Origin of the sequence: Paraburkholderia adhaesiva (genome assembly GCF_021390575.1) — a bacterium.
Classification (GTDB): Bacteria; Pseudomonadota; Gammaproteobacteria; order Burkholderiales; family Burkholderiaceae; genus Paraburkholderia; species Paraburkholderia adhaesiva.
The window spans coordinates 811804-832302 of sequence record NZ_JAJEJQ010000002.1 but is presented as its reverse complement, the minus strand read 5'-3'; the positions used below and the strand labels follow the sequence as shown (position 1 = coordinate 832302).

Below are 20499 nucleotides of genomic sequence, written 5' to 3'. Positions count from 1 at the left end.
ATCGGCAAAGATCAGCCGACCTTGTAACGCTCAAGCCAGTGCGCGTACGGCGCGGGCAAGGTCCACGACGCGCGCTCAACGCCCAGTTCGCGCGCCGCGTAATACGGCCAATGCGGATTCGCGAGATGTGCGCGGCCCACCATCACCAGGTCCAGCTGCTCCGAAGCCACCGACCGTTCGGCGAGCGCGGGCGTGTCGATACCCCACGCGGAAGCGACTGGCATGCCGACGGCACGGCGCACTTTCTGCGCAATCGGCGCAAGGAACGCGGGCGCCCACGGGATTTGTGCGGTCGGTGTCGAAAAGCCCACGCTCACGCTCAGCATGTCGAGCCCTTCTCGCTTGAACCCCTTCGCCAGTTCGATCGATTCAGCGAGCGTTTGCTCATCGCGGCCGTCGTACTCGATCACACCGAATCGTGCAGTCAGCGGCAGATGCTCCGGCCAGACTTTTCGCACCGCTGCCAGCGTTTCCAGCAGGAAACGACTGCGATTTTCGAGGCTGCCGCCATACGCATCGTTGCGTTGATTCGAGTGTGGCGAGAAAAAGCTCTGTCCGAGATAGCCATGGGCAAAATGCAGTTCGAGCCACTCGAAGCCCGCCGCCAGCGCGCGCTTCGCCGCCGCAACGAAGTCGTCGCGCACGCGGGCGATGTCGTCGAGCGTCATCGCCTTCGGCACCTTCGGCAGATGAGCGCCGAACGCGATCGCGGACGGAGCAATCGTCTGCCAGCCGCGCGGGTCCCCTTCGGAAATATGGTCGTCGCCCTCCCAGGGGCGGTTCGCGCTCGCCTTGCGGCCCGCGTGTGCGATCTGGATGCCCGGTACCGCGCCCGCTGCCTTGATTGCTGCCACAGTTGGCGCGAATGCCTGCCCCTGCGCGTCATTCCACAAACCGGCACACCCCGGCGTGATGCGGCCTTCCGGCGACACCGCAGTAGCCTCGACGATCACGAGGCCCGCACCGCCGCGCGCGATCTGTGCGAGGTGCACATGGTGCCAGTCGTTGATGACGCCATCGACGGCCATGTACTGACACATCGGCGGCACCGCGATACGGTTGCGCAGGGATACATCTTTGAGCTTGAACGGTTCGAACAATGCGGACATCAACTGCCCTCCTGGTGGACGCAGGCCGCGGCAAACGCGATGCCCGCGCCAGGTTGAAAAAATCCGGTATTTCCATTCGGCAGCGCAAAGCCGCTGTGCCGCTTCACGAGCGAAGCGACAGGTTGCCGATCGGAATAAGGAAAACGGGCGAGATAGTGCGCACCCAGCGCATTCGATCTCGCCCTTTGATTCGTTCGACGGTAGCGCGCGCAGAATGCTCCTGGCCGCGGCCTTGTACCGCGCCTCGAAGCACTGGTCCGCTTGAATGCGCGAACACGCAGCCGTACCGGAGCGGACGCGTTTGCACACGATCATGCGCGGCGCAGTGCCGCGAACAGAGCCTCGTCCACGAGGCTCCGAGGATGCCAAATTCTGCCTGGTGATCAACAGGCCATCGGTTACAGCATGCGCATACTAGCCGAGTCGCCAGAAAATCGCATAAAGTCGGACATCGCATTCCCGCACCTGACGGCACCTGTCATGCGCCATCTGGGTTCCGGATCGGCAAGTCAACTCATTAGCAAGCGAGGAACTCATGGCGTCCCGCACCCTGCTCTGTTTCGGCGATTCCAACACACACGGCACCAAACCGCTCACGCAGCCCGGCGTATTCGAACGCTTTGGCCCCACGGACCGCTGGCCCGGCGTGCTTCAGGCAGTGCTCGGCGATGACTGGAGCGTCATCGAAGAAGGACTGCCCGGGCGCACCACCGTCCACGACGACCCGATCCAGGGTCAACACAAGAATGGGCTCAACTACCTGCGCGCGTGCCTCGAAAGTCAGTTGCCCGTCGACATCGTCGTGCTGATGCTCGGCACCAACGATCTCAAGGCGCGCTTCTCCGTCACGCCAGCCGATATCGCAGCCTCGGTTTCACTGCTGCTTGAAACGCTGGTTGCCTGCCACGCAGGTCCTGGCGGCACCACGCCGCACGTCCTGTTGATGGCGCCTTCGCCGATCGACGAAGTGGGTTTCCTCGGCGAAATCTTCACCGGCGGCGCAGCGAAATCGCGGCTGCTCGGGCCGCTCTACGAACGCGTCGCGGTGAAGTTCGGCTCGGCATTTCTCGACGCCGGCGATATCGCCACGGTGAGCTCTACCGACGGCGTCCACTACGAAGCCGAACAGCACCACCGCCTGGGCATTGTCATCGCCGAACTCCTGCGCCAGCGCTTCGGCGCCTGAAACTTTTCCCCTTTTCCGAAGCGAAACGACACGCCTCAATGAAAAACGCCGCCGGGGCAGCAGCCCAGGCGGCGTTTTTCGTTCGCGCACTCCGCCAACGCGAAGCGCACGATCCGAAACAATGACGCTTAACGCGACATCATTTGCATGGTGACGTTGTGCATGACCCACAGCGTACCGACGATGACGATCAGCACCGTCAACACCGTGAAGCCGAATGCGGTCACGTTCCAGCGCTGGGTCGACGACGTGTTCATATGCAGGAAGAACACGAGGTGGACCACGATCTGCACCGCAGCCAGCACGGCGAGACCGAGCAGTGCCGTCTCGCGCGGAAATCCGCCATGCAGCACAAGCCAGAACGAAGCGGCCGTGAGCACCACTGCCAGGACGAAACCCGCCAGATAGCTGCCGAGGCTGCCGTGGCTATCTTCTTCGTGGATGGAATGAGCACTCATTTAGATCACGCTCGCAAGATAAACAAAAGAGAACACGCAGATCCAGACGATGTCCAGGAAGTGCCAGAAGAGGCTCAGGCACGTCAGGCGGCGCAGTTCGCGCTCGCCCAGCGACGGCGCCTTCACGATCTGCACCATCAGGACGATCATCCACAGCATGCCGAACGTCACGTGGATACCGTGCGTCGCGACCAGCGTGAAGAACGCCGACAGGAACGCGCTACGGCCCGGGCCATTGCCTTCGGCGATCAGGCCTGCGAATTCATGCAGTTCGAAGTACAGGAACGTCGCACCGCACAGGAACGTGACGGCCAGCCAGAACAGCACCTGACCGGTGCGCTGCTTGTGCGCGCCGATCATCGCGAAGCCGTACGTGATGCTCGAAATCAGCAGCACTGCCGTTTCCAGCGCAACGCCGGGAATATCGAACAGGTCCTTGCCCGTCGGGCCGCCTGCAAACTGGTTCTGCATCACGGCGAACACTGCGAACAGCGTGCCGAAGATGATGCAGTCCGTCATCAGGTACAGCCAGAAGCCGAAGACCGAATGCGACGGCGGGTGATCGTGGTGATCGTGCTCCGCCAGCGCGGCCGCACTTGTTTTCTGCAACATCAGTTGGCCTCCAGTGCTTCTTCGTCAACCATGCCACTGCGCTGCTTGCCCGCAAACGCCTTGACGAGTGCGCGGTTGCGCAGTTCTTCATCTGCCCGGACCTTGGCGGCCGGGATGTAAAAGCCTTCGTTCTTCTGGAAGCTGTACGCGATTGCCGTGGCGATGATGCCGGCAAAACCGAGGATAGCCAGCCACCAGATGTGCCAGATGCCTGCGAAGCTCAGCACGAGGCTGAATGCACCGATCAGGATGCCGGCGCTCGTGTTCGACGGCATGTGGATGTCGAAGTACTTCGTATTCGCCACGTCCGGCGTTTCACGGCCCGTTTCCTTCATGTGCGCGAATTCGTCGAGTTCGCTCACGTGCGGGATCACCGGGAAGTTATACGACGGCGGCGGCGACGAGATCGACCATTCCAGCGTACGACCGCCCCACGGATCGCCCGTCAGGTCGCGGTTTTCCGGCAGGTTGCGATCGCGGATCGAAACGTACAGTTGCAGCAGTTGGTGAGCGATACCGATCAGCACGAGCACAGCGCCGAACCAGGCGATGACCATCCACGGATGCCATGCAGCGTTGTCGTAGTGGTTCAGACGGCGGGTTGCGCCCATGAAGCCGAGCACATACAGCGGCGTGAACGCGACATAGAAGCCCGAGAGCCAGAACCAGAACGCGCGCTTGCCGAGCTTTTCGTTGAGCTTGAAGCCGAAGACCTTCGGGAACCAGAAGTTCATGCCGGCCAGGTAACCGAACACCACGCCGCCGATGATCACGTTGTGGAAGTGCGCGATCAGGAACAGCGAGTTGTGCAGCACAAAGTCCGCGCCCGGGATCGCCAGCATCACGCCGGTCATGCCGCCGATCGTGAACGTGACCATGAAGCCGATCGTCCACAGGATGGGCGTCGAGAATTCCAGACGGCCACGGTAGATCGTGAACAGCCAGTTGAAGATCTTCACGCCCGTCGGGATCGCGATGATCATCGTCATGATGCCGAAGAACGCATTGACGTCGGCGCCCGAACCCATCGTGAAGAAGTGGTGCAGCCACACGAGGAACGCCAGCACCATGATCGCGCAGGTCGCCCACACCATCGTCTTGTAGCCGAACAGCGGCTTCTTGGCGAAGGTCGAAACGACTTCCGAGAAGATACCGAACGCCGGCAGGACGAGGATGTACACCTCAGGGTGACCCCAAGCCCAGATCAGGTTCAGGTACATCATCTGGTTGCCGCCGGCATCGTTCGTGAAGAAGTGCATGCCGAGGTAACGATCGAGGCCGAGCAGCGCGAGCGCCACGGTCAGGATCGGGAACGAGGCCATGATCAGCACGTTCGTGCACAGCGCCGTCCACGTGAACACCGGCATCTTCATCATCGTCATGCCGGGAGCGCGCATCTTGATGATCGTGACGAAGAAGTTCACGCCGGTCAGCAGCGTGCCTACGCCCGAAATCTGCAGTGCCCAGATGTAATAGTCGACCCCCACGCCCGGACTGTACGCAAGCTCCGAAAGCGGCGGATACGCGAGCCAGCCCACCTGCGCGAATTCGCCGATGACGAGCGAGATCATCATCAGGACCGCGCCAACAGCCGTCATCCAGAACGACAGGTTGTTGAGGAATGGAAACGCCACGTCGCGTGCGCCGATCTGCAGCGGCACGATGATGTTCATCAGGCCGACCATGAACGCCATCGCGAAGAAGAAGATCATGATGACGCCGTGCGCCGTGAAGATCTGGTCGTAATGGTGCGGCGGCAGGTAGCCCGGCGCGTTGTACGCGAGCGCGAGCTGCGTGCGCATCATGATCGCGTCCGCGAAACCGCGGACCAGCATGACGATCGCGAGGACGATGTACATCACGCCCAGACGCTTGTGGTCGACGCTCGTCAGCCACTCCGTCCAGAGATATTTCCACTTACCGAAGTAAGTGATCAGGCCGAACAATCCTGCCCCGCCGAGCGCCATCGCGATCGCCGTCACCACGATGATTGGCTCGTGGTACGGAATCGCATCCAGTGTTAGTTTGCCGAACATGCTTGCTTTACCCCTTCGTACCGCACGACGCGTCGTCGAATTCGGTGACGTGGCCGTTGTTGTACTTCGCGATGATGTTGGTGAAGAGCTTCGGATCGACCGTCGAGAAGTACTGAACCGGTGCCTTCTCGCTCGGTTGTGCGACCGTCGAGTATTGATCCATCGACAGTTGCGTCGACGACGCCTTCACTTTCTTGACCCACGCGTCGAAATCCTGCTGGTTCGTCGCGAGCGTGTTGAATTTCATGTCCGAGAAGCCCTTGCCGCTGAAGTTCGCCGATAGGCCCTGGTACGTGCCAGCCTCATCCGCGATCAGGTGCAGGCGCGTCTGCATGCCCGCCATCGCGTAGACCTGCGTGCCGAGTTGCGGAATGAAGAACGAGTTCATCACCGAGTCCGACGTGATGCGGAAATTCACGGGCGTACCGACCGGCACAGCCAGCTGGTTCACCGACGCGATGCCGAGGTCCGGATAGATGAAGAGCCACTTCCAGTCGAGCGCGACGACTTCGACGTTGATCGGCTTCACGTTCGACTCGAGCGGCTTGTACGGATCGAGCTCGTGCGTGCTCCTCCAGGTGAGGATGCCGAGGAACAGGATGATCAGCGCGGGAATGGTCCAGACCACGATTTCGATGGCCGTGGAGTGCGCCCATTTCGGTGCGTACGTGGCGTTGCGGTTCGACGCGCGATAGCGGTAAGCGAACCACAGCGTCAGCAGGATCACGGGAACCACCACGATCAACATCACGAAGGTGGAGGTTGCGATCAGTTGCTTCTCGGCTACCCCGATGCTGCCTTTGGGGTCGAGAATTTCCATGTTGCACCCCGAAAGGCACGCGGCCAGTCCGGCTGCGACGGGAAGCAATAACCTTTTCAAGGTCGTTCTTTTCATCACGTTTGCCTGAATTTCAATTCATTGAGTAGTCTCGGGCACATTCCCTGACGTCACGCAAAGAAAGCGCGCCCGAATCATACAGCCGCTTTGATAAAAAACAATCAACGATTGCGTAAATTGATCCTTGCCAAAACGACGCTGAGACACTATGTCGCACAAAACAGACGCACGTCGCCGCACCTGACGAGCCCCAGCACACCGGGTCCTGCGTCCGTTCGCCGCAGATTCAGTGCGGCAATTTTTTAGAGTTGCGTTCGCAACCTTTTTATGCACACACACGTACCCTGCCCCATCTCACGATGCGGCATAGCGCGTGCGCGGTAAAACCTGGGTGATTACGTCGTCGGCGAGTGCTGCGCGTGGATATCCGTGCCGGCGCGCACTGCATCGGCAGGTGCACCACCATCCGACGGCTGCTTCGAGCGTCCCGCCTGCGTGACGAGATTCGCCGCCGAGACTTCGATCGCATCGGTGAAGGGCTTCGGATAGACGCCCATCCCGAGCACCAGCGCTGCGAGCGAAACAAAGATCAACGATTCGCGGGCGCCGATGTCGGTCAGCTTCGCCACGGTCTTGTTCGCCACCGCGCCGAAGATCGCGCGCTTGTACATCCACAAGGTGTACGCCGCGCTCAGAATGACGGTCGTCGCGGCCACCGCGCCGATCCAGAAATTCACGCGGATCGCGCCCATGATGACCATGAATTCGCCCACGAAGCCCGACGTGCCGGGCAGGCCGAGGTTGGCCATCGCGAACAGCATCAGGAACGCGGCGTAGCGCGGCATCGTGTTGACGACGCCGCCGTAATCCGCGATCGAGCGCGTTTTCGTGCGGTCGAACAGCACGCCGATCGACAGCAGCATCGCGCCCGACACGAAGCCGTACGAGATCATCTGCACGATCGCGCCTTCGGTGCCGATCTGGTTGAACAGGAAGAGACCGAGCGTGACGAGGCCCATGTGCGCGACGGTCGAGTACGCGAGCAGCTTGGTCATGTCGGTTTGCGCCAGCGCGAGCAGGCTCGCGTAGATCACCGCAACGAGCGACAGCGCGATGATGGCCGGCGAGAAGAAGTGCGCGGCATCCGGCGTGATCGGCAGCGTGAAGCGCAGAAAGCCGTAGCCGCCCAGCTTGAGCATCGCGAGCATCACGGTGGCACCGGTCGGCGCTTCGAGGTGGACGTCGGGCAGCCACGTGTGGAACGGCCACATCGGCACCTTCACTGCGAAGGCCGCGAAGAAGCCAATGAAAACGAAAAGCTGCGGCAGGAAGCCGAGTTGCAGTTCGTGCCACACGGACATGTCGAACGTGTGCGACTGGCTGTAGAGGTACAGCATCGACACGAGCATCAGCAGCGAGCCGGCGAGCGAGAAAAAGAAGAATTTCACCGCAGCATAGGTGCGACGCTCGTTGCCCCACGTACCGATCAGCAGATACAGCGGGATCAGCGTGGCCTCGAAGAAGACGAAGAACAGCATGCCGTCGGTCGCTGCAAAGGTGCCGACCATCAGCCCCGAGAGGATCAGGAACGCGCCGAAATACTGGGCGACGCGCACGTTGATCGACTTCCACGACGCAATCACGATCACGAGCGTCGTGAATGCGGTCAGCACGACGAGCCACAGCGAAATGCCATCGATCCCGAGACGCATCGCCACGCCGAACTCCGGCAGCCAGTCGCGGTACTCGACGAACTGCATGGCCGCAACATGGTTGTCGAAGCCGGTGATCAGCGGCAGGGTCAGCAGCAGACCGACGACGGCGCCGATGAGCGCCAGCCAGCGCGTGCGCTGCGGGTGACGATCGGACCCGAGGCGCAGCACGGCCGCACCGAACAGGATGGGAATCCAGATCGCCAGACTCAGTAACGGGACGGATTGCATTTCACAAGACCTTACAAATGCTCAGCAAATAATGCGCCTTCGCGCCGAAAGGAGCGAAAGATAAATGAAAGGAATTCGAGGGATGAAATTCGGGCCAGACAGGCTGAAATGAATTTGTCAGCCTTGCGGCAAAGAACCACACACGCTCAAGGGTTTACGAGGGTAAACGGAATGGGGAAGTTTTGCAGCGCAACAATACAAGCCAGATCAGACGTTGACTCAAATCATTGTTTTTATTTGACTTCTCATGTTCATGAAAAACGACATCTGCGCGCTTACGCGGCAATTTGTACCAGCAGACTGGCGGTCCAAGTGTTCTAACTTGCTCACGCGAGGCACCCGTGGCCGCGGAGCGGGCCGAATAATACCTTACTTGTTGCTTTCTGTTAAATAACTTGCAAAGTCAACTGCTATTCGCCCCGCTCATCGCCTCGCTGGGCGAAAAAAAGCCCCAGCCATCGTCTGGCCGGGGCTGAACTCTCACTATGCGTCAGGGATTGCATTACGCAAGTAGTTGGGACTTTACCCCCTTCCAAAATCTGGATTAACCAGCGCACCAGGAAGGGTCCATTCTGCAAATTGGTAAATTTGACCTCGCTCAATTCCGCGCACGGACTAGCGGCTGGTACGCTCGCGCAGAAACTGCCGCGCGGCGCGCGCGATCTTCGGATAGTGTTCGCCTCGCACGGCAAACAATATGAGGGCACATACAGCGAGCAAGCCACAGAACAGGAATGTGCCGCGATAGCCGAACGCCTGCACGAGCATCCCCGAAAGCACGCCCGACAGGATCGACCCGAGCCGGGCCGCATTGAAAAACAACGCCGTCGCGCGTCCCGGCGTCGAGGGCATGAGGTCCTGCACGTAGGTCATCCCAAGGCACGAAGTCACGGCCACGACGAACGCGTTGAGTATCTGCATCGGAATCAGCGCATTGACGCCCGGCGCTGCAGACATCGCCACGAAGTAAACCGCATGCACGACCGCGCACGCGGCGAGCCAGCGCGGCTTGTTCAGCACGGAGGCGCGCGCGCCCAGCGCGAGCATCATCGGAATCTCCATGAACGCGCCAAGGCCCAGCATGATCGAGACGTCAAGCCGCGTGCCGTGCAACCCGTGAACGATATAGAGCGGCAACACGATCATCGTTGCATTAGCCGCGAGACCAATCAGCGTCAGCGCAACGACCGCGCGCATGATCCCGTCCGACGACACCTCCTCGGGCGCGCGCACACGTTGTCCCCGTGCGGCGCGTGCGAGGTCCGGCGGATTGACCGGCTGCACTTCGGCCTGCGTGAGCGGCTGGCCCGCGTGCTGCGCCATGTCGGCTGTGTCCAGCTCGACCGACCGGGCCGTGGGACGTGGCATCAGGTGCTGGGAAGCATGCTCGTCGGTGCGCGGCTCGCGCATGCGCCACACAATCGCACCGCACGCAGCAAAACTCGCGGCGGCGAACAGGAACAGGCCGTAAAACCCGGCGGCCGCTAGAACGAGCGCGCCGACCGCCGGACCAAACACCCACGCCGCCGAGAGAATCGTGCGCAATGTTGCGCTGGCGAACGTGCGCTCGGCATCGTCCGCAGCGGGCAGCGCCGCGCGGCTGAACGAGAAAACCAGCGAAAGCGCGCAGCCGCCCGCACCGATAAACGCGACGCCAACCGCGAGCAGCAACCGGTAGTCGCGCACGACGCACAGACTCAGATAGCCAAGCGTCGCCGCGCCGAGTGACACGAGCAGCAGCATGCGATGCTTGCCGGTCGCGTCGCTGAAACGGCCGGCGGCCGTGCTGGCGATGACGCCGCTCGTCGCGATCGCGGTCATGAATATGCCAAGCCTGAACGGCGTCATGCCTGCACGCTCGATGCCGAACAGCGACAGATAAGGCGCCGTAAAGGACATCGCCACGCCTAACATGAGGGTCGCGCCAGCGAGCGGAAGGAAGCCTGGGATACGGAGTAGACCAGCAAAGCGCGAGTTGTTGAGCACGGCGCGGCGGAGAGTTGCGGGAAGTGAGTGGTCGGCCCGCACCGTGTCGCATGAAGGCCCTATCGACCGCGATTATCGAGTGGGATCGTGAAATCGTGCAAGGAAGCGCAACGATACGCCAGTATCTGGAGCGTGTGCTCGTTGCGCGGCGGTGCTTTGCGAAGTCCGGGAGTGTGGTCGCGTGTCCGGGACAATTGCGAACCTGGCGGACCAGGTTATTCACAGTTTCTCTGGACAGCCCTGTGGGTAACACCTGGATAGCGAGGCCAAGTCCCTGATCGGAAACGAAGTCCTCCCGAATGCACCGCGACAGGCACTGACCGTGCCGGCCAGGTTGTCCACAGATTCCGTGCACAAGCCTGTTGATAACCGCACCGCCATCGCGCCAACTCCTTGATCGGACTGGCACTTTAGTGCCTGCACCCGCCGCGTCGAATCGCAAGTTTCCTTTGCGCAACCATGGCTGCCATGCCCGGCAGTCGCCGCACGCAGGCCAGATTCAGCACGCTCGTGACATCGCCCGCCGGCTGTGCGGGCTCATCGTAACGGGACGGTGTCGCCTCGCCCATTCAGGCCAGTCCGCTCCTGCACACCCCACTTGCGGCGACCCAGCAGAAAGTGGAACCAGCCGAGTGCCGCGCCGCTGTGGCGCATCAACTGGAATGAAAACGGCTCGACAATGGCGGCCAGCAATGCCATGCCGAAGCTTGAACTCGCGCGGTCGCCGCTCCAGCGCCGATACAGGTGCACGGAATACAGATGAAACGCGAGATCGATGACGATCTTCCCGACAATCACACCGAGCACCGGCAACACGATCGTGTAGTCGCCGGCAAAGAGGAAGCCCAGCAGTAGCGCAAAGGCCGTGAGTCCATAAATTGGCTGCATCGTATCGAACGCCTTGACCGGCAGCATCATAAGGCCGAGCTTGCCGTATCGCGGATTGCCTGTCATGTCGCGATACCAGTACTGCGTCTGCAGGAAGCCTGCGAACCACCGGCGCCGCTGGCGCAGGAAACTCACGAGCGTTCCGGGCGCGTCCGTTCGCGCGCGGGCCGCCCCTATCACGCGAACGTCCCAGCCGAGTCGCTCGCGCGCAGAATAGAGGCGCAGGCGATGAATCAGTTCGTAGTCCTCGACAAGACAATGCGGATCGAAACCGCCGACCGCCATCACGGCGTCGCGACGAAAACACGCAAACGCCCCCGACACCAGCAGCAGACTGTCCGCGCGCATCCACGCGAAGCGCGAGATGAAATTGCGGATGTACTCGTAGGTCTGGAACCACTGGAAAAAGCGGCCGCTCAGCGATTTGTTGCACACAGGCGAAAGCAGGCCCGCCGCTGCCACGAGCGCGGGATCACGGCCGAAAGCGTCGACCATCGCCGCGCAGGCATCGGGGTCGAGCAACGTATCTGCATCGACTGTCATGAGCGTATCGGTGTCGACTGCAATCAATGCCGCGTTCAGCGCACGCGCCTTGCCGCCGTGCGGAAGCTTCAGCCAGCGCAGATTTGGATATCGCGCAGATGGCGCGCTGAGTTGCCCTTCGCCCGGATCGGCGAGTCCATATCGCTCGACGAGCAACGCCGCCGTACCGTCGGTCGAGCCATCGTCGGCGATCACGATCTGTTGCGGCGGATGCGTCTGCGCGAACAGCGCGTCCAACGTGATCGGCAGAACAGCCGCCTCGTTGTGCGCCGCAACGATCACACCGAGCGTCGGCTTGCGGGCCGCCTCAACAACCGCATCGGGTATGCGGCCCGGCGTCAGCAGCACGCGAGCCTTCCACGCAACGAACACCAGCAGCACGGTATCGTAGAAGACATAGGCAATCCCCGTTGACCACGCAACGACGCCCTGCAGAAAGAATGCGCGCGCGAAGAGCACGAGCCAGAGCGCCACGACGCCGAGATGAATCACGACGCTCGCGAGCGGCACAGGCGGTGGCGCGATGCGCGGCGAAATGCGAGCGAGCGCTGCTTCAAGCGTGTTATTCACGACGTACCCTTTCACTGCTCACGGCATCATCCGGCGCAACACCGAATGACGATCAATCCATTGATGTTTGAGCGCACCTGCCACGTGCAGCGCCAGCACGCCATAGAGCGCGTAGCTGCACGCCGTGTGCAACGTGCCGAACTGCGTGTGCAACTGCTCCCTGGTGGCCGGATCGAGTTGCATGATGAAGCCGATGCGCGGCCAGGGCACCAACCCGAAGAGATACATCGGATGCGTGGCCGCCGCGACCCACGCGGAATCGTGCAGCCAGCCGGTGAGCGGCAACGCGAAGATCAATACATACAGCGCGACGTGGGCAAGGTGCGCAGCCGCGCGTTCCCAGCCCGGAAATTGCGCCGGTAGCGGCGGCGGCCGATGCGTCATGCGCCACAGCACGCGCACGATCGCGAGACCCAGCACGGTGATGCCGATCGACTTGTGCGTGTCAATGACGAAACGGATCCCCGTGTCGGAGAGCGTGCCGTCCGGCAGCAGTGCTACGGTCAGGCCAAGCGTGACATTCGCGAGGATCAGGAGCGCGATCAGCCAGTGCAGCAGCATCGCGCCGCGCGTGTACTTTTGCGCGGCGGCCGATTCATCGTCGATGCTTACAGTGGAAAAGATATTTTTCACGTAGACGTGCCGTAACGATTCAGCGAGGATAACGGGCGACGGTGGTGATTTATTCCCCGGCGTCCCGCAATGGCCGCATTATGCGCTGTGGCGGCGGCCGCTGCAGAAGTCCTCCAGCCGCGGTTCATCTGCTGGAATGCTCGAGCAAAACGACTGCAATACAGCACGCGCAACGCATCACACACTACGCACGACAACCACAAAAAAGAAGGAGACGTCATAGTGATTCACCGGCTGTTTGTAATCGGCGGCGCCGTCTGCGCGACGCTTCTTTCCCCCGTCTACGCCGCGCAGGATACGGCGATGCCTCAACCGGTCAGCGGCGACTTCGTCGCGCACGACTTCCACTTCTCGAACGGCACTACATTGCCCGAGGTACGCATCCATTACACGACGCTCGGCACGCTGCAGCGCGATGCGCAGGGACACGCCACGAATGCCGTCCTGCTGCTGCACGGTACGACCGGAACAGGCCGCGCCTATCTTGCGCCGGCCTTCCAGCGCGAACTGTTCGCGCCTGGCGCGCCACTCGACGCGAGCCGCTATTTCATCGTGATGCCGGATGGCCTCGGGCGCGGCGGCTCGACCAAGCCGAGCGACGGTCAGCACGCGCGCTTCCCGAACTACGGTTATGGCGACGTGATCGAGGCGAACCACCGCATGCTCGTCGAAGGGCTCGGCATCGACCATCTGCGTCTCGTGCTGGGAACCTCGATGGGCGGTATGCAAACGTGGATGTGGGGCGAGCGCTACCCGGCGATGGCCGATGCGCTCATGCCGATCGCGAGCCAGCCGATTCCGATGGCCGGACGCAACTGGCTGTGGCGGCAGATGGTGGCGGGCGCGATCCGGAACGATCCGGGCTGGCACGACGGCGACTACACCGCGCAACCGACACAATGGACCCGCGTGATGCCCGTGTTCACGATCATGACGGGCAATGCCGCGCGCATGCAGACACAAGCACCGAACCGTGCAGCCGCAACAAAGCTCTACGACACGCTCGACGCCGACGCCTCAAAAAACGATGCCAACGACGTGCTTTACTGGTTCGAATCGTCGTGGGACTACGACCCGTCACCGCAGCTTGCGCAGATTCGCGCGCCACTCTTCGCCGTGAATTTCGCCGATGACCTCATCAACGCGACGGATCTCGGCGTGATGCAAAAGCTCGTCGCGCAGGTGCCGCACGGTCGCTACATCGAAATGCCCGAAAGCGCGCATTCGTATGGACACCAGACGCTGGCCCATCCGGAAGTGTGGAAACCGTATCTGGTCGAACTATTGAACAGCAGCGGCGGGCCGGGCTAGACACAGCGGCCCGCGTCGTCAGCGGGTTGTCACTGCAAAACGGCCGGCCACTACCTTCTTGACGGGTACCGTGCGCCGATCGTGAGTGAGCAAACGACTGGCGAGATCGCCGGTTTCCCTGAAGTCGTGCTCCGCGCGCAGCGTACAGGCGCCCCCCCGATCCGCACCGCGTTGCGCGGCACCTTTCGACCCTGTTTCCGATCCGAAACCGGTCGCGATGTGCGGTATATTTTCCATACAAATCAATCGATTGCGATTTTGGTGCGCCGCACAAATTTTTCTTGACACGCTGCTTCATTGCGCTATCATGACCTCAGATTGCTGCAACGCACAAAACCGCGAACCGGTGATCGATACGAAAGTTTTCTCATTTTCCCAGCGGAACCGGACACCCCGGTTCGCCATCAGGAACGAAGACATGACTCTGCCGACCCCCGAACAATTCGCCGCTACCCAGAAAGCCAACCTCGAAGCATTTTTCGGCCTCACGAACACGGCCATCGAAGGCGCGATCAAACTCGCCGAACTGAATCTCCAGACCGCCCGCTCGTCCGTCGCCGAAGGCCAGGAGCTCGCGCAAGCCGTGCTGTCGGCAAAAGATCCGCAAGCTGTCCTGGCACTGCAAGCCAGCTTCGCGCAGTCCGCTGCGGAAAAGGCCGTTGTGTTTGGTCGCTCGGTCTACGACGTCGTGTCGGCCGCTCAAGCTGAGTTCACGCTCGCCGCGCAAGCCCAATTCGAGCAACAAAAACACGCTGCACAATCGTTCGTCGACAACGCTGCGAAGAACGCGCCGGCTGGCTCGGAAAGTGCCGTGGCCGCATTCAAGTCGGCGTTCAACGCAGCCGGCTCGGCCTACGAAACGGTGAACAAGGCAGCAAAGCAAGCTGTCGAAATTGCCGAAAGCAACTTCCAGAACGCGGCACATGCCGCTTCGAAGGCCGTGGCGCAAGCTTCGCGCGTTACGAAGTCTGCCTGAGTCTCAGCGTTACCGGGCATCGTCAAAGGCGAGCCAGCTCCGCGCAAGCGGAACTGGCTCGTGACGATCTGCCCACTCCGGATCACGCCCTTGGGGCGTGACATACGCATTAGCCATCGCAGCTAATTTCGCGCCGCTTCCCATTTCGAATATCGTTGCTGAGGCGCAAGCGTCCGCGGGCATGCGGCCGCCGTCGCGGCCCACGCCCGGTATGAGCTGCATCGACTGATTCAGGCTATACGTTGGCCCAGCCCGAAGGTGGCGGGAAGAGCGCTGCGCACAGCGCCGCCGGAAACGCGACAGACCGCGCGTCAGGAACCGAACATGCGGTTGACCGCGCGTTCGAGATGCTCGCGCATCGCTCGCGACGCACGTTCGGGATCGCGTGCGCGCACGGCTTCGAGCACTTCGAGGTGCTCTTGCTGGACGATGCGCTGCCGCTCGATCGACTTCACGAGCGACAGATTGCGCGAGAGGTTCATGCTGAACACCATCTGCTCCTGGATCGCCGAGAGCGCGGTGATAAAGAACTGATTCTTCGACGCTCGGGTCACGGCGAGGTGAAACGCGAAGTCGTCTTTCGCGCCGATCCCCGAGGTCTCGACGATCGTCTGCAGGTTGTCCCACTCGCGCTGAATGGCTTCGACATCGACGTCTTCCGCCTTTTGCGCAGCGAGCGCCGCCGCGCCCGACTCCACCACCACACGGTACTCATAGCAGCGACGGATATCCGACAACGTCTCGAGCGGCGCGAAGCGGCGCACGTCCGGATCGGGGCGCCGCATTACTGTCGTTCCTGAACCATGGCGCGTCGCGATGATGCCGTCCGCCCGCAGCTGCGCGAGTGCTTCACGCACGGTCGGACGCGAGGTCGAGAAGCGCTCCGCGAGCATGTGCTCGGTCGGCAGGCGTTCCCCTTCCTTGTATTCGCCTTCGATGATGCGATTCAGAATATCGCTGTAAATTCGCGCCGGCATGTTCGGCGCTTTTTGCTCAGCCATGGTGAGGCGTACGTTCAGAGTTGTCAGAATTGTTCCCAATTGTAAGTCATAGATTGCACGCCGAGGCTCGCCTGGCGTCGACTTCCTTGCGCAGACCAGCGTTTAGCGGAACGCGCTCACGCTGATACGCAACGATGCGATTTCTGTCTCCCCAGGTTCGACCCAGCGCAGCCCGAGGCCGTTGTGGATCGCATCAGGCAAACCGAGCCACGGCTCGACGCAATAAAAATCGGACTCCGGCGTTTCGGTCCATGAGGTCACTGCATACCAGGGCACCGATCCAGGACGCTGCAAGTCGATCTCGATGGTGCGCTGCAAGGCCGGAATGTCGATGCGCACCGGCGCGTCCGGAGTGCCGTCGAGGCAATGAAAGCGGTCGAGAATCTGTGGGTCGTCGAAGGTGTAGCGCGGCTGCCCTTCGATGGGATCTGTGATCGTGCCGTCCGGACGCTGGTGACGGGCGACGTTACGCGGCAACGTAAGCGTCGACTCGCTACGTTTCGCATGCGGTAGCGCGAAATAAAAATGATGCCCCGCGTAGTACGGCACGCGGGACGTGCCCGTGTTCGTCGTCGTCAGATCTACGTCGAGCGTGGACTCGTCCACGAGCCGGTACGTCGCCTCGAAGCGGAAACCGAACGGATAGCCGGCACGCGTTGCGTCGGTATCGGCGAGCGTCATGCACACGGCGTCGCCTTGCGGCGAGACTTGCGCCGCGAACGGCAGATCGCGCGCGAAGCCGTGCGCCGGCACGGCGCGCACAACACCCTCGGCGTCTTTCCACCAGCCGATTTCGCCGTTCACGCGATGCCTTCCGAGGAACGGAAACAGCAGCGGATTGCCGCCGCGAACCCCGGCTGGCCGGTTCCAGTCGGCCACCTCGGGCCAGTGAATCACGGACGCCCCGTCGAGATGCCACGACAGCAACCGCCCGCCCGCTTGCGGCGCAAACAGCAGGCGCGACGCGCCGCTGACAAGTTCGATGACGTCCTGGTTCTGAAACTTCGGCATGGCTAATCGATGAAATAGAAAAATCAAAGCGTGCCATCGAACACGGGCTCGGGTAATCCGCGCACGCCGGTTTCCAATACGAAAACGAAGCCGTCCTCTTTGCCCACTTGCGGAGGACAGATCGTCGTCACGAACAGCAAGTCGAGGCCGGGCCCACCGAACGCGCACATCGACGGCTTCGAGACCGGCACCGCGACTTTGCGATCGAGTCGGCCGTCGGGCGTAAAACGCAACAACAGGCCCGCATCGTTCGCGCAGATCCAGTAGCAACCGTCGGCGTCGACAGCTGCGCCATCGGGCCGGCCTGTGTAATCGTGCAGGTCGGCGAATACGCGCCGGTTGGTAGGCACGCCATCGTCGGTATCGTAGTCGAAGGCCCAGATCACGCGGCACGAAGCATGCGAATCCGAGAGATACATCGTGCGCCCGTCCGGCGACCAGGCCAGCCCGTTCTGCGTGCACAGCCCCTCCACCACTGGCGCGGACAACCCATCGTGCGCCGTATAGCGATAGAGCTTGCCAGCCGGATTCGGCGCGGTCGCGTCCTGCACCATCGTGCCGGCCCAGAAACGGCCCTGGCGGTCGCAGCGGCCGTCGTTAAAACGCATGTTGCCGGCTTCGTGTTCAACCGCCGCAAGCGGGCGCATATCGATCGTACCTTGCCTGACGAGCGCGTCGCCAGGCGCCGGTTCATGCAGCGTCACCGCGAATAAACCGCTCTCAAGCGCGGCCAGCACCTTGCCGTTACGCGCGAAGGTGAAACAGCCGATACGCTCCGGCAAGCGCCACTCCGTGCGCCGCTGCGTTGCGAGTTCGTAACGCACGAGCGTTTGTGCCGGAATGTCTTCCCAGTAGAGCACATTCTCCTCGACTCGCCAGACCGGGCATTCGCCCACCGACGAGCATCGCGCGTCACGCGCCTCCAGTCGCCGAGCCGGCGTGTGTCCTGCTTCCATCGTCATCGTGGTGTTCCCGCTGCGTTCATGACTGCGTCTTGCGCCACTCGGCGAAGGCCGCGAGCGTCGCCTCGTTCGGCGGATAGGTGCCCGGCAGCGGCGCCCCCGCCTCGATGCGCGACGTGATGAAACGCTCGAGTTCTTCCTGCTCCCACGCAGCCTGAGCGACTTCTTCGGCCAGATGGCGCGGCACGACGACGACACCGTCCGCATCGCCGACCATGATGTCACCCGGATAAACGGCAACGCCACCGCAGGCGATCGGCACGTTCAGATCGATGGTGTGGTGCTTCGTCAGGTTGAGCGGCGCTGATGCGCCCGCGCAGAAGATGGGCAGGCCGAGCGCGGCAATGGTCGCGCTGTCGCGCACCGGCCCATCCGAAACCATGCCTGCGACGCCGCGCACCTTCAGGCGTGTGGCGAGAATCGAGCCGACCGACGCCGCCGTGTGCTCACCCCGGCAATCCTGCACGAGCACGGCGCCAGGCGGCACGGTCTCGACGCCCTTGCGCTGCGGATGCTCGGGGTTCTGGAACGCGCTCAGCTGATCGAGGTCCTCGCGCGCCGGGATGTTTCGCATCGTAAAGGCTGGGCCGACGAGGTTCGGCGTTCCTGGTGCCGGCGCAACGAGCGGTTTCACACCCTGCAGGAAAACATTACGCAGGCCCCGCTTGAACAGCTGCGTGGTGAGTGTCGCATTGGAAACGTGGCGCAGTTGCTCGAGTGCAGTCTCGCTCACGGGGATGGTGGGTGAATTCATCGTGCGTCGTCCAGTGTCATCAGGGGCGGCTCGTGCGGGCCACGACGTCCCTCAGGTGCGATGGGGTGTATCAGCATTGTTGTAATACAACAATGGGATTGTCAACCTGTCCCCGGGCGTTTCCCGCCCTCATACCAGTCGGCCTCACTTCCGGCGCGGCTTCCCGCTCCGTCCCTTGAACGCGGGCTGTATTCAGTGGGGACGCGATACCTATGGACCCCGCACCACACCAGGGAAGATACTGACTCGAAGCAGATTTGCTTTACAACTTTATGGAAATAGAATCACGCCTTACCTGGCAGCACGCCAGCAGTCGGAGACACGCAGTGCAACGCAGGCCAATCAAGGGACTCCGGTGGTGGATCATCAGCCTCATCATGATCGGCACCATCTTCAACTACCTTGCGCGCAGTTCACTCTCGGTAGCCGCCCCCACGCTCATGCAGACGATGCACATGAGCACCCAGCAGTACGCGTACATCGTCACGGCGTTCCAGGCCTCCTATGCGCTCGCGCAGCCGGTCGCTGGCTTCGTGCTCGATTCAGTCGGCGTCAAGATCGGTTTCGCGATCTTCGCATTCGGCTGGGCCATCTCCAACATGCTGCACGGCCTCGCCACCAGCTGGCCGTCGCTCGCGTTCTTCCGCGGGATGCTCGGCGCAAGCGAAGCCGCGATCTTCCCGGCGGGCATGAAATCGATCAGCCAGTGGTTCCCGGCGAAGGAACGTTCGGTGGCGACCGGCTGGCTTAATACCGGTACGTCGATCGGTGCAATGATCGCTCCGCCGCTCGTCGTCTGGTGCATTCTGAAATACAACTGGCAGTTCGCGTTCGTGCTGACCGGCGGCGTAGCGCTGATCTGGGTCGGCCTGTGGCTCGTGTTTTTCCGTTCGCCCACCGACCATCCGCGGCTCTCGGCCGACGAAGCCGAGTATATCCGTGCGGGCCAGACCGCAGCCCAGCAGTCGTCTGCGGGCAAACCGTCGTGGAAGGAAGTACTCAAGCAGCGCCGCTTCTGGGGCATCGGCATCCCGCGCATGCTCGCGGAGCCGGCGTGGCAGACTTTCGGCGCGTGGATTCCGCTTTATATGGTCACCGTGCGCCACATGGACCTGAAGGAGATCGTGCTGTTCGCGTGGATGCCGTTCCTCGCCGCGGACCTCGGCTGCATCGTCGGTGGCTATCTGGCCCCCCTCTTCATCCGCTGGTTCGGCTGCTCGCTCGTCACGTCGCGCAAGCTCGTCATCACGACCGGCGCATGCCTGATGATCGGTCCGGCTTGCGTGGGCTTCGTCGCGAGCCCCTATGCCGCGATCGCGCTGTTCTGCGTCGGCACGTTCGCCCATCAGACCATCTCCGGCTCGCTTTTCACGCTGGCCTCCGACGTGTTCGGGCAACACGAGGTGGCCACCGCGACCGGCCTCTCAGGCATGTTCGGCTACCTCGGCGCGACGGTCTTTTCGCTGATCGTCGGCGCGGTGGCAGGCACCATCGGCTATAGCCCGCTGTTCGTCTGCCTGATGCTGTTCGACGTGGTTGGTGCGATCGTCGCCTGGCGTCTCATCCGCGAAGAGGAGAAGGCCGACAACGCCGACGTCACCATCGTGAGCACGTTAAGCGTGCAGGCATGAATTTTCGGCCGGGGCCCTTCGGGGCGCCGGTTTCTGGCGTTTTTACGAAAG

General features: G+C 62.1%; 17 protein-coding genes. 4 read left to right on the top strand and 13 right to left on the bottom strand.

The genetic code is table 11. The features are described 5' to 3' along the window. Positions 1-11 precede the first annotated feature (11 nt). On the bottom strand, positions 12-1109 hold the full coding sequence (locus L0U80_RS19255; RefSeq protein ID WP_233868497.1) for an NADH:flavin oxidoreductase/NADH oxidase: 1098 nt from the start codon (positions 1107-1109) through the stop codon (positions 12-14). Between the two features lie 535 nt (positions 1110-1644). Between L0U80_RS19255 and L0U80_RS19250 the strand changes: the two genes are divergently transcribed. Next, a complete protein-coding gene (locus L0U80_RS19250; RefSeq protein ID WP_233868494.1) occupies positions 1645-2295 on the top strand; it encodes an SGNH/GDSL hydrolase family protein in 651 nt (216 codons plus the stop codon). Between the two features lie 128 nt (positions 2296-2423). Here L0U80_RS19250 and cyoD read toward each other — a convergent pair whose 3' ends face one another. From cyoD to L0U80_RS19210, 8 genes are all read right to left on the bottom strand, one after another. Beyond that, positions 2424-2753: a cytochrome o ubiquinol oxidase subunit IV gene (gene cyoD, locus L0U80_RS19245; protein ID WP_124149733.1), complete on the bottom strand. Its 330-nt coding sequence runs from the start codon at positions 2751-2753 to the stop codon at positions 2424-2426. Further along, positions 2754-3365, bottom strand: coding sequence for a cytochrome o ubiquinol oxidase subunit III (cyoC, locus tag L0U80_RS19240; protein WP_233868491.1), 612 nt, complete (start codon positions 3363-3365; stop codon positions 2754-2756). Further along, positions 3365-5401, bottom strand: coding sequence for a cytochrome o ubiquinol oxidase subunit I (gene cyoB, locus L0U80_RS19235; protein ID WP_233868487.1), 2037 nt, complete (start codon positions 5399-5401; stop codon positions 3365-3367). Before cyoB ends, cyoC begins: the two co-directional genes overlap by 1 nt. Positions 5402-5408: 7 nt before the next feature. Beyond that, entirely contained in the window at positions 5409-6296 is an 888-nt protein-coding gene (cyoA, locus tag L0U80_RS19230) for a ubiquinol oxidase subunit II (protein ID WP_233868485.1), read from the bottom strand. Positions 6297-6634: 338 nt separating this feature from the next. Continuing rightward, positions 6635-8182: an NADH-quinone oxidoreductase subunit M gene (locus tag L0U80_RS19225; RefSeq protein WP_233868482.1), complete on the bottom strand. Its 1548-nt coding sequence runs from the start codon at positions 8180-8182 to the stop codon at positions 6635-6637. 615 nt (positions 8183-8797) lie between these two features. Then, positions 8798-10168, bottom strand: a complete 1371-nt coding sequence (locus tag L0U80_RS19220) for a sugar efflux transporter (RefSeq protein ID WP_233868480.1) — start codon at positions 10166-10168, stop codon at positions 8798-8800. A 537-nt stretch (positions 10169-10705) separates the two neighbouring features. Then, positions 10706-12169 (bottom strand): glycosyltransferase family 2 protein, encoded by a 1464-nt coding sequence (locus L0U80_RS19215; protein WP_233868477.1) that lies wholly within the window; start codon positions 12167-12169, stop codon positions 10706-10708. An 18-nt stretch (positions 12170-12187) separates the two neighbouring features. Continuing rightward, positions 12188-12802: a cytochrome b gene (locus L0U80_RS19210; protein ID WP_308444870.1), complete on the bottom strand. Its 615-nt coding sequence runs from the start codon at positions 12800-12802 to the stop codon at positions 12188-12190. 222 nt (positions 12803-13024) lie between these two features. On the opposite strand from L0U80_RS19210, the gene L0U80_RS19205 reads away from it, so the two are divergent. Further along, positions 13025-14113: an alpha/beta fold hydrolase gene (locus L0U80_RS19205; RefSeq protein ID WP_233868474.1), complete on the top strand. Its 1089-nt coding sequence runs from the start codon at positions 13025-13027 to the stop codon at positions 14111-14113. Between the two features lie 418 nt (positions 14114-14531). Continuing rightward, complete coding sequence (gene phaP / locus L0U80_RS19200; protein ID WP_233868471.1) at positions 14532-15089, top strand: phasin family protein; 558 nt, start codon at positions 14532-14534, stop codon at positions 15087-15089. 311 nt (positions 15090-15400) lie between these two features. On the opposite strand, the gene L0U80_RS19195 is transcribed toward phaP, so the two are convergent. From L0U80_RS19195 to L0U80_RS19180, 4 genes are all read right to left on the bottom strand, one after another. Then, a complete protein-coding gene (locus L0U80_RS19195) occupies positions 15401-16066 on the bottom strand; it encodes a FadR/GntR family transcriptional regulator (RefSeq protein WP_373322230.1) in 666 nt (221 codons plus the stop codon). Positions 16067-16192: 126 nt separating this feature from the next. After that, positions 16193-17101, bottom strand: coding sequence for an aldose epimerase family protein (locus L0U80_RS19190; protein ID WP_233868469.1), 909 nt, complete (start codon positions 17099-17101; stop codon positions 16193-16195). A gap of 23 nt (positions 17102-17124) precedes the next feature. Then, positions 17125-18057 carry an SMP-30/gluconolactonase/LRE family protein gene (locus L0U80_RS19185; RefSeq protein WP_233871447.1) on the bottom strand — a complete coding sequence of 311 codons (933 nt, stop codon included), beginning with the start codon at positions 18055-18057 and terminating at the stop codon, positions 17125-17127. A 25-nt stretch (positions 18058-18082) separates the two neighbouring features. Further along, positions 18083-18817: a ribonuclease activity regulator RraA gene (locus L0U80_RS19180; protein ID WP_233868468.1), complete on the bottom strand. Its 735-nt coding sequence runs from the start codon at positions 18815-18817 to the stop codon at positions 18083-18085. Between the two features lie 377 nt (positions 18818-19194). On the opposite strand from L0U80_RS19180, the gene L0U80_RS19175 reads away from it, so the two are divergent. After that, on the top strand, positions 19195-20448 hold the full coding sequence (locus L0U80_RS19175; RefSeq protein ID WP_233871443.1) for an MFS transporter: 1254 nt from the start codon (positions 19195-19197) through the stop codon (positions 20446-20448). Positions 20449-20499: the final 51 nt, after the last annotated feature.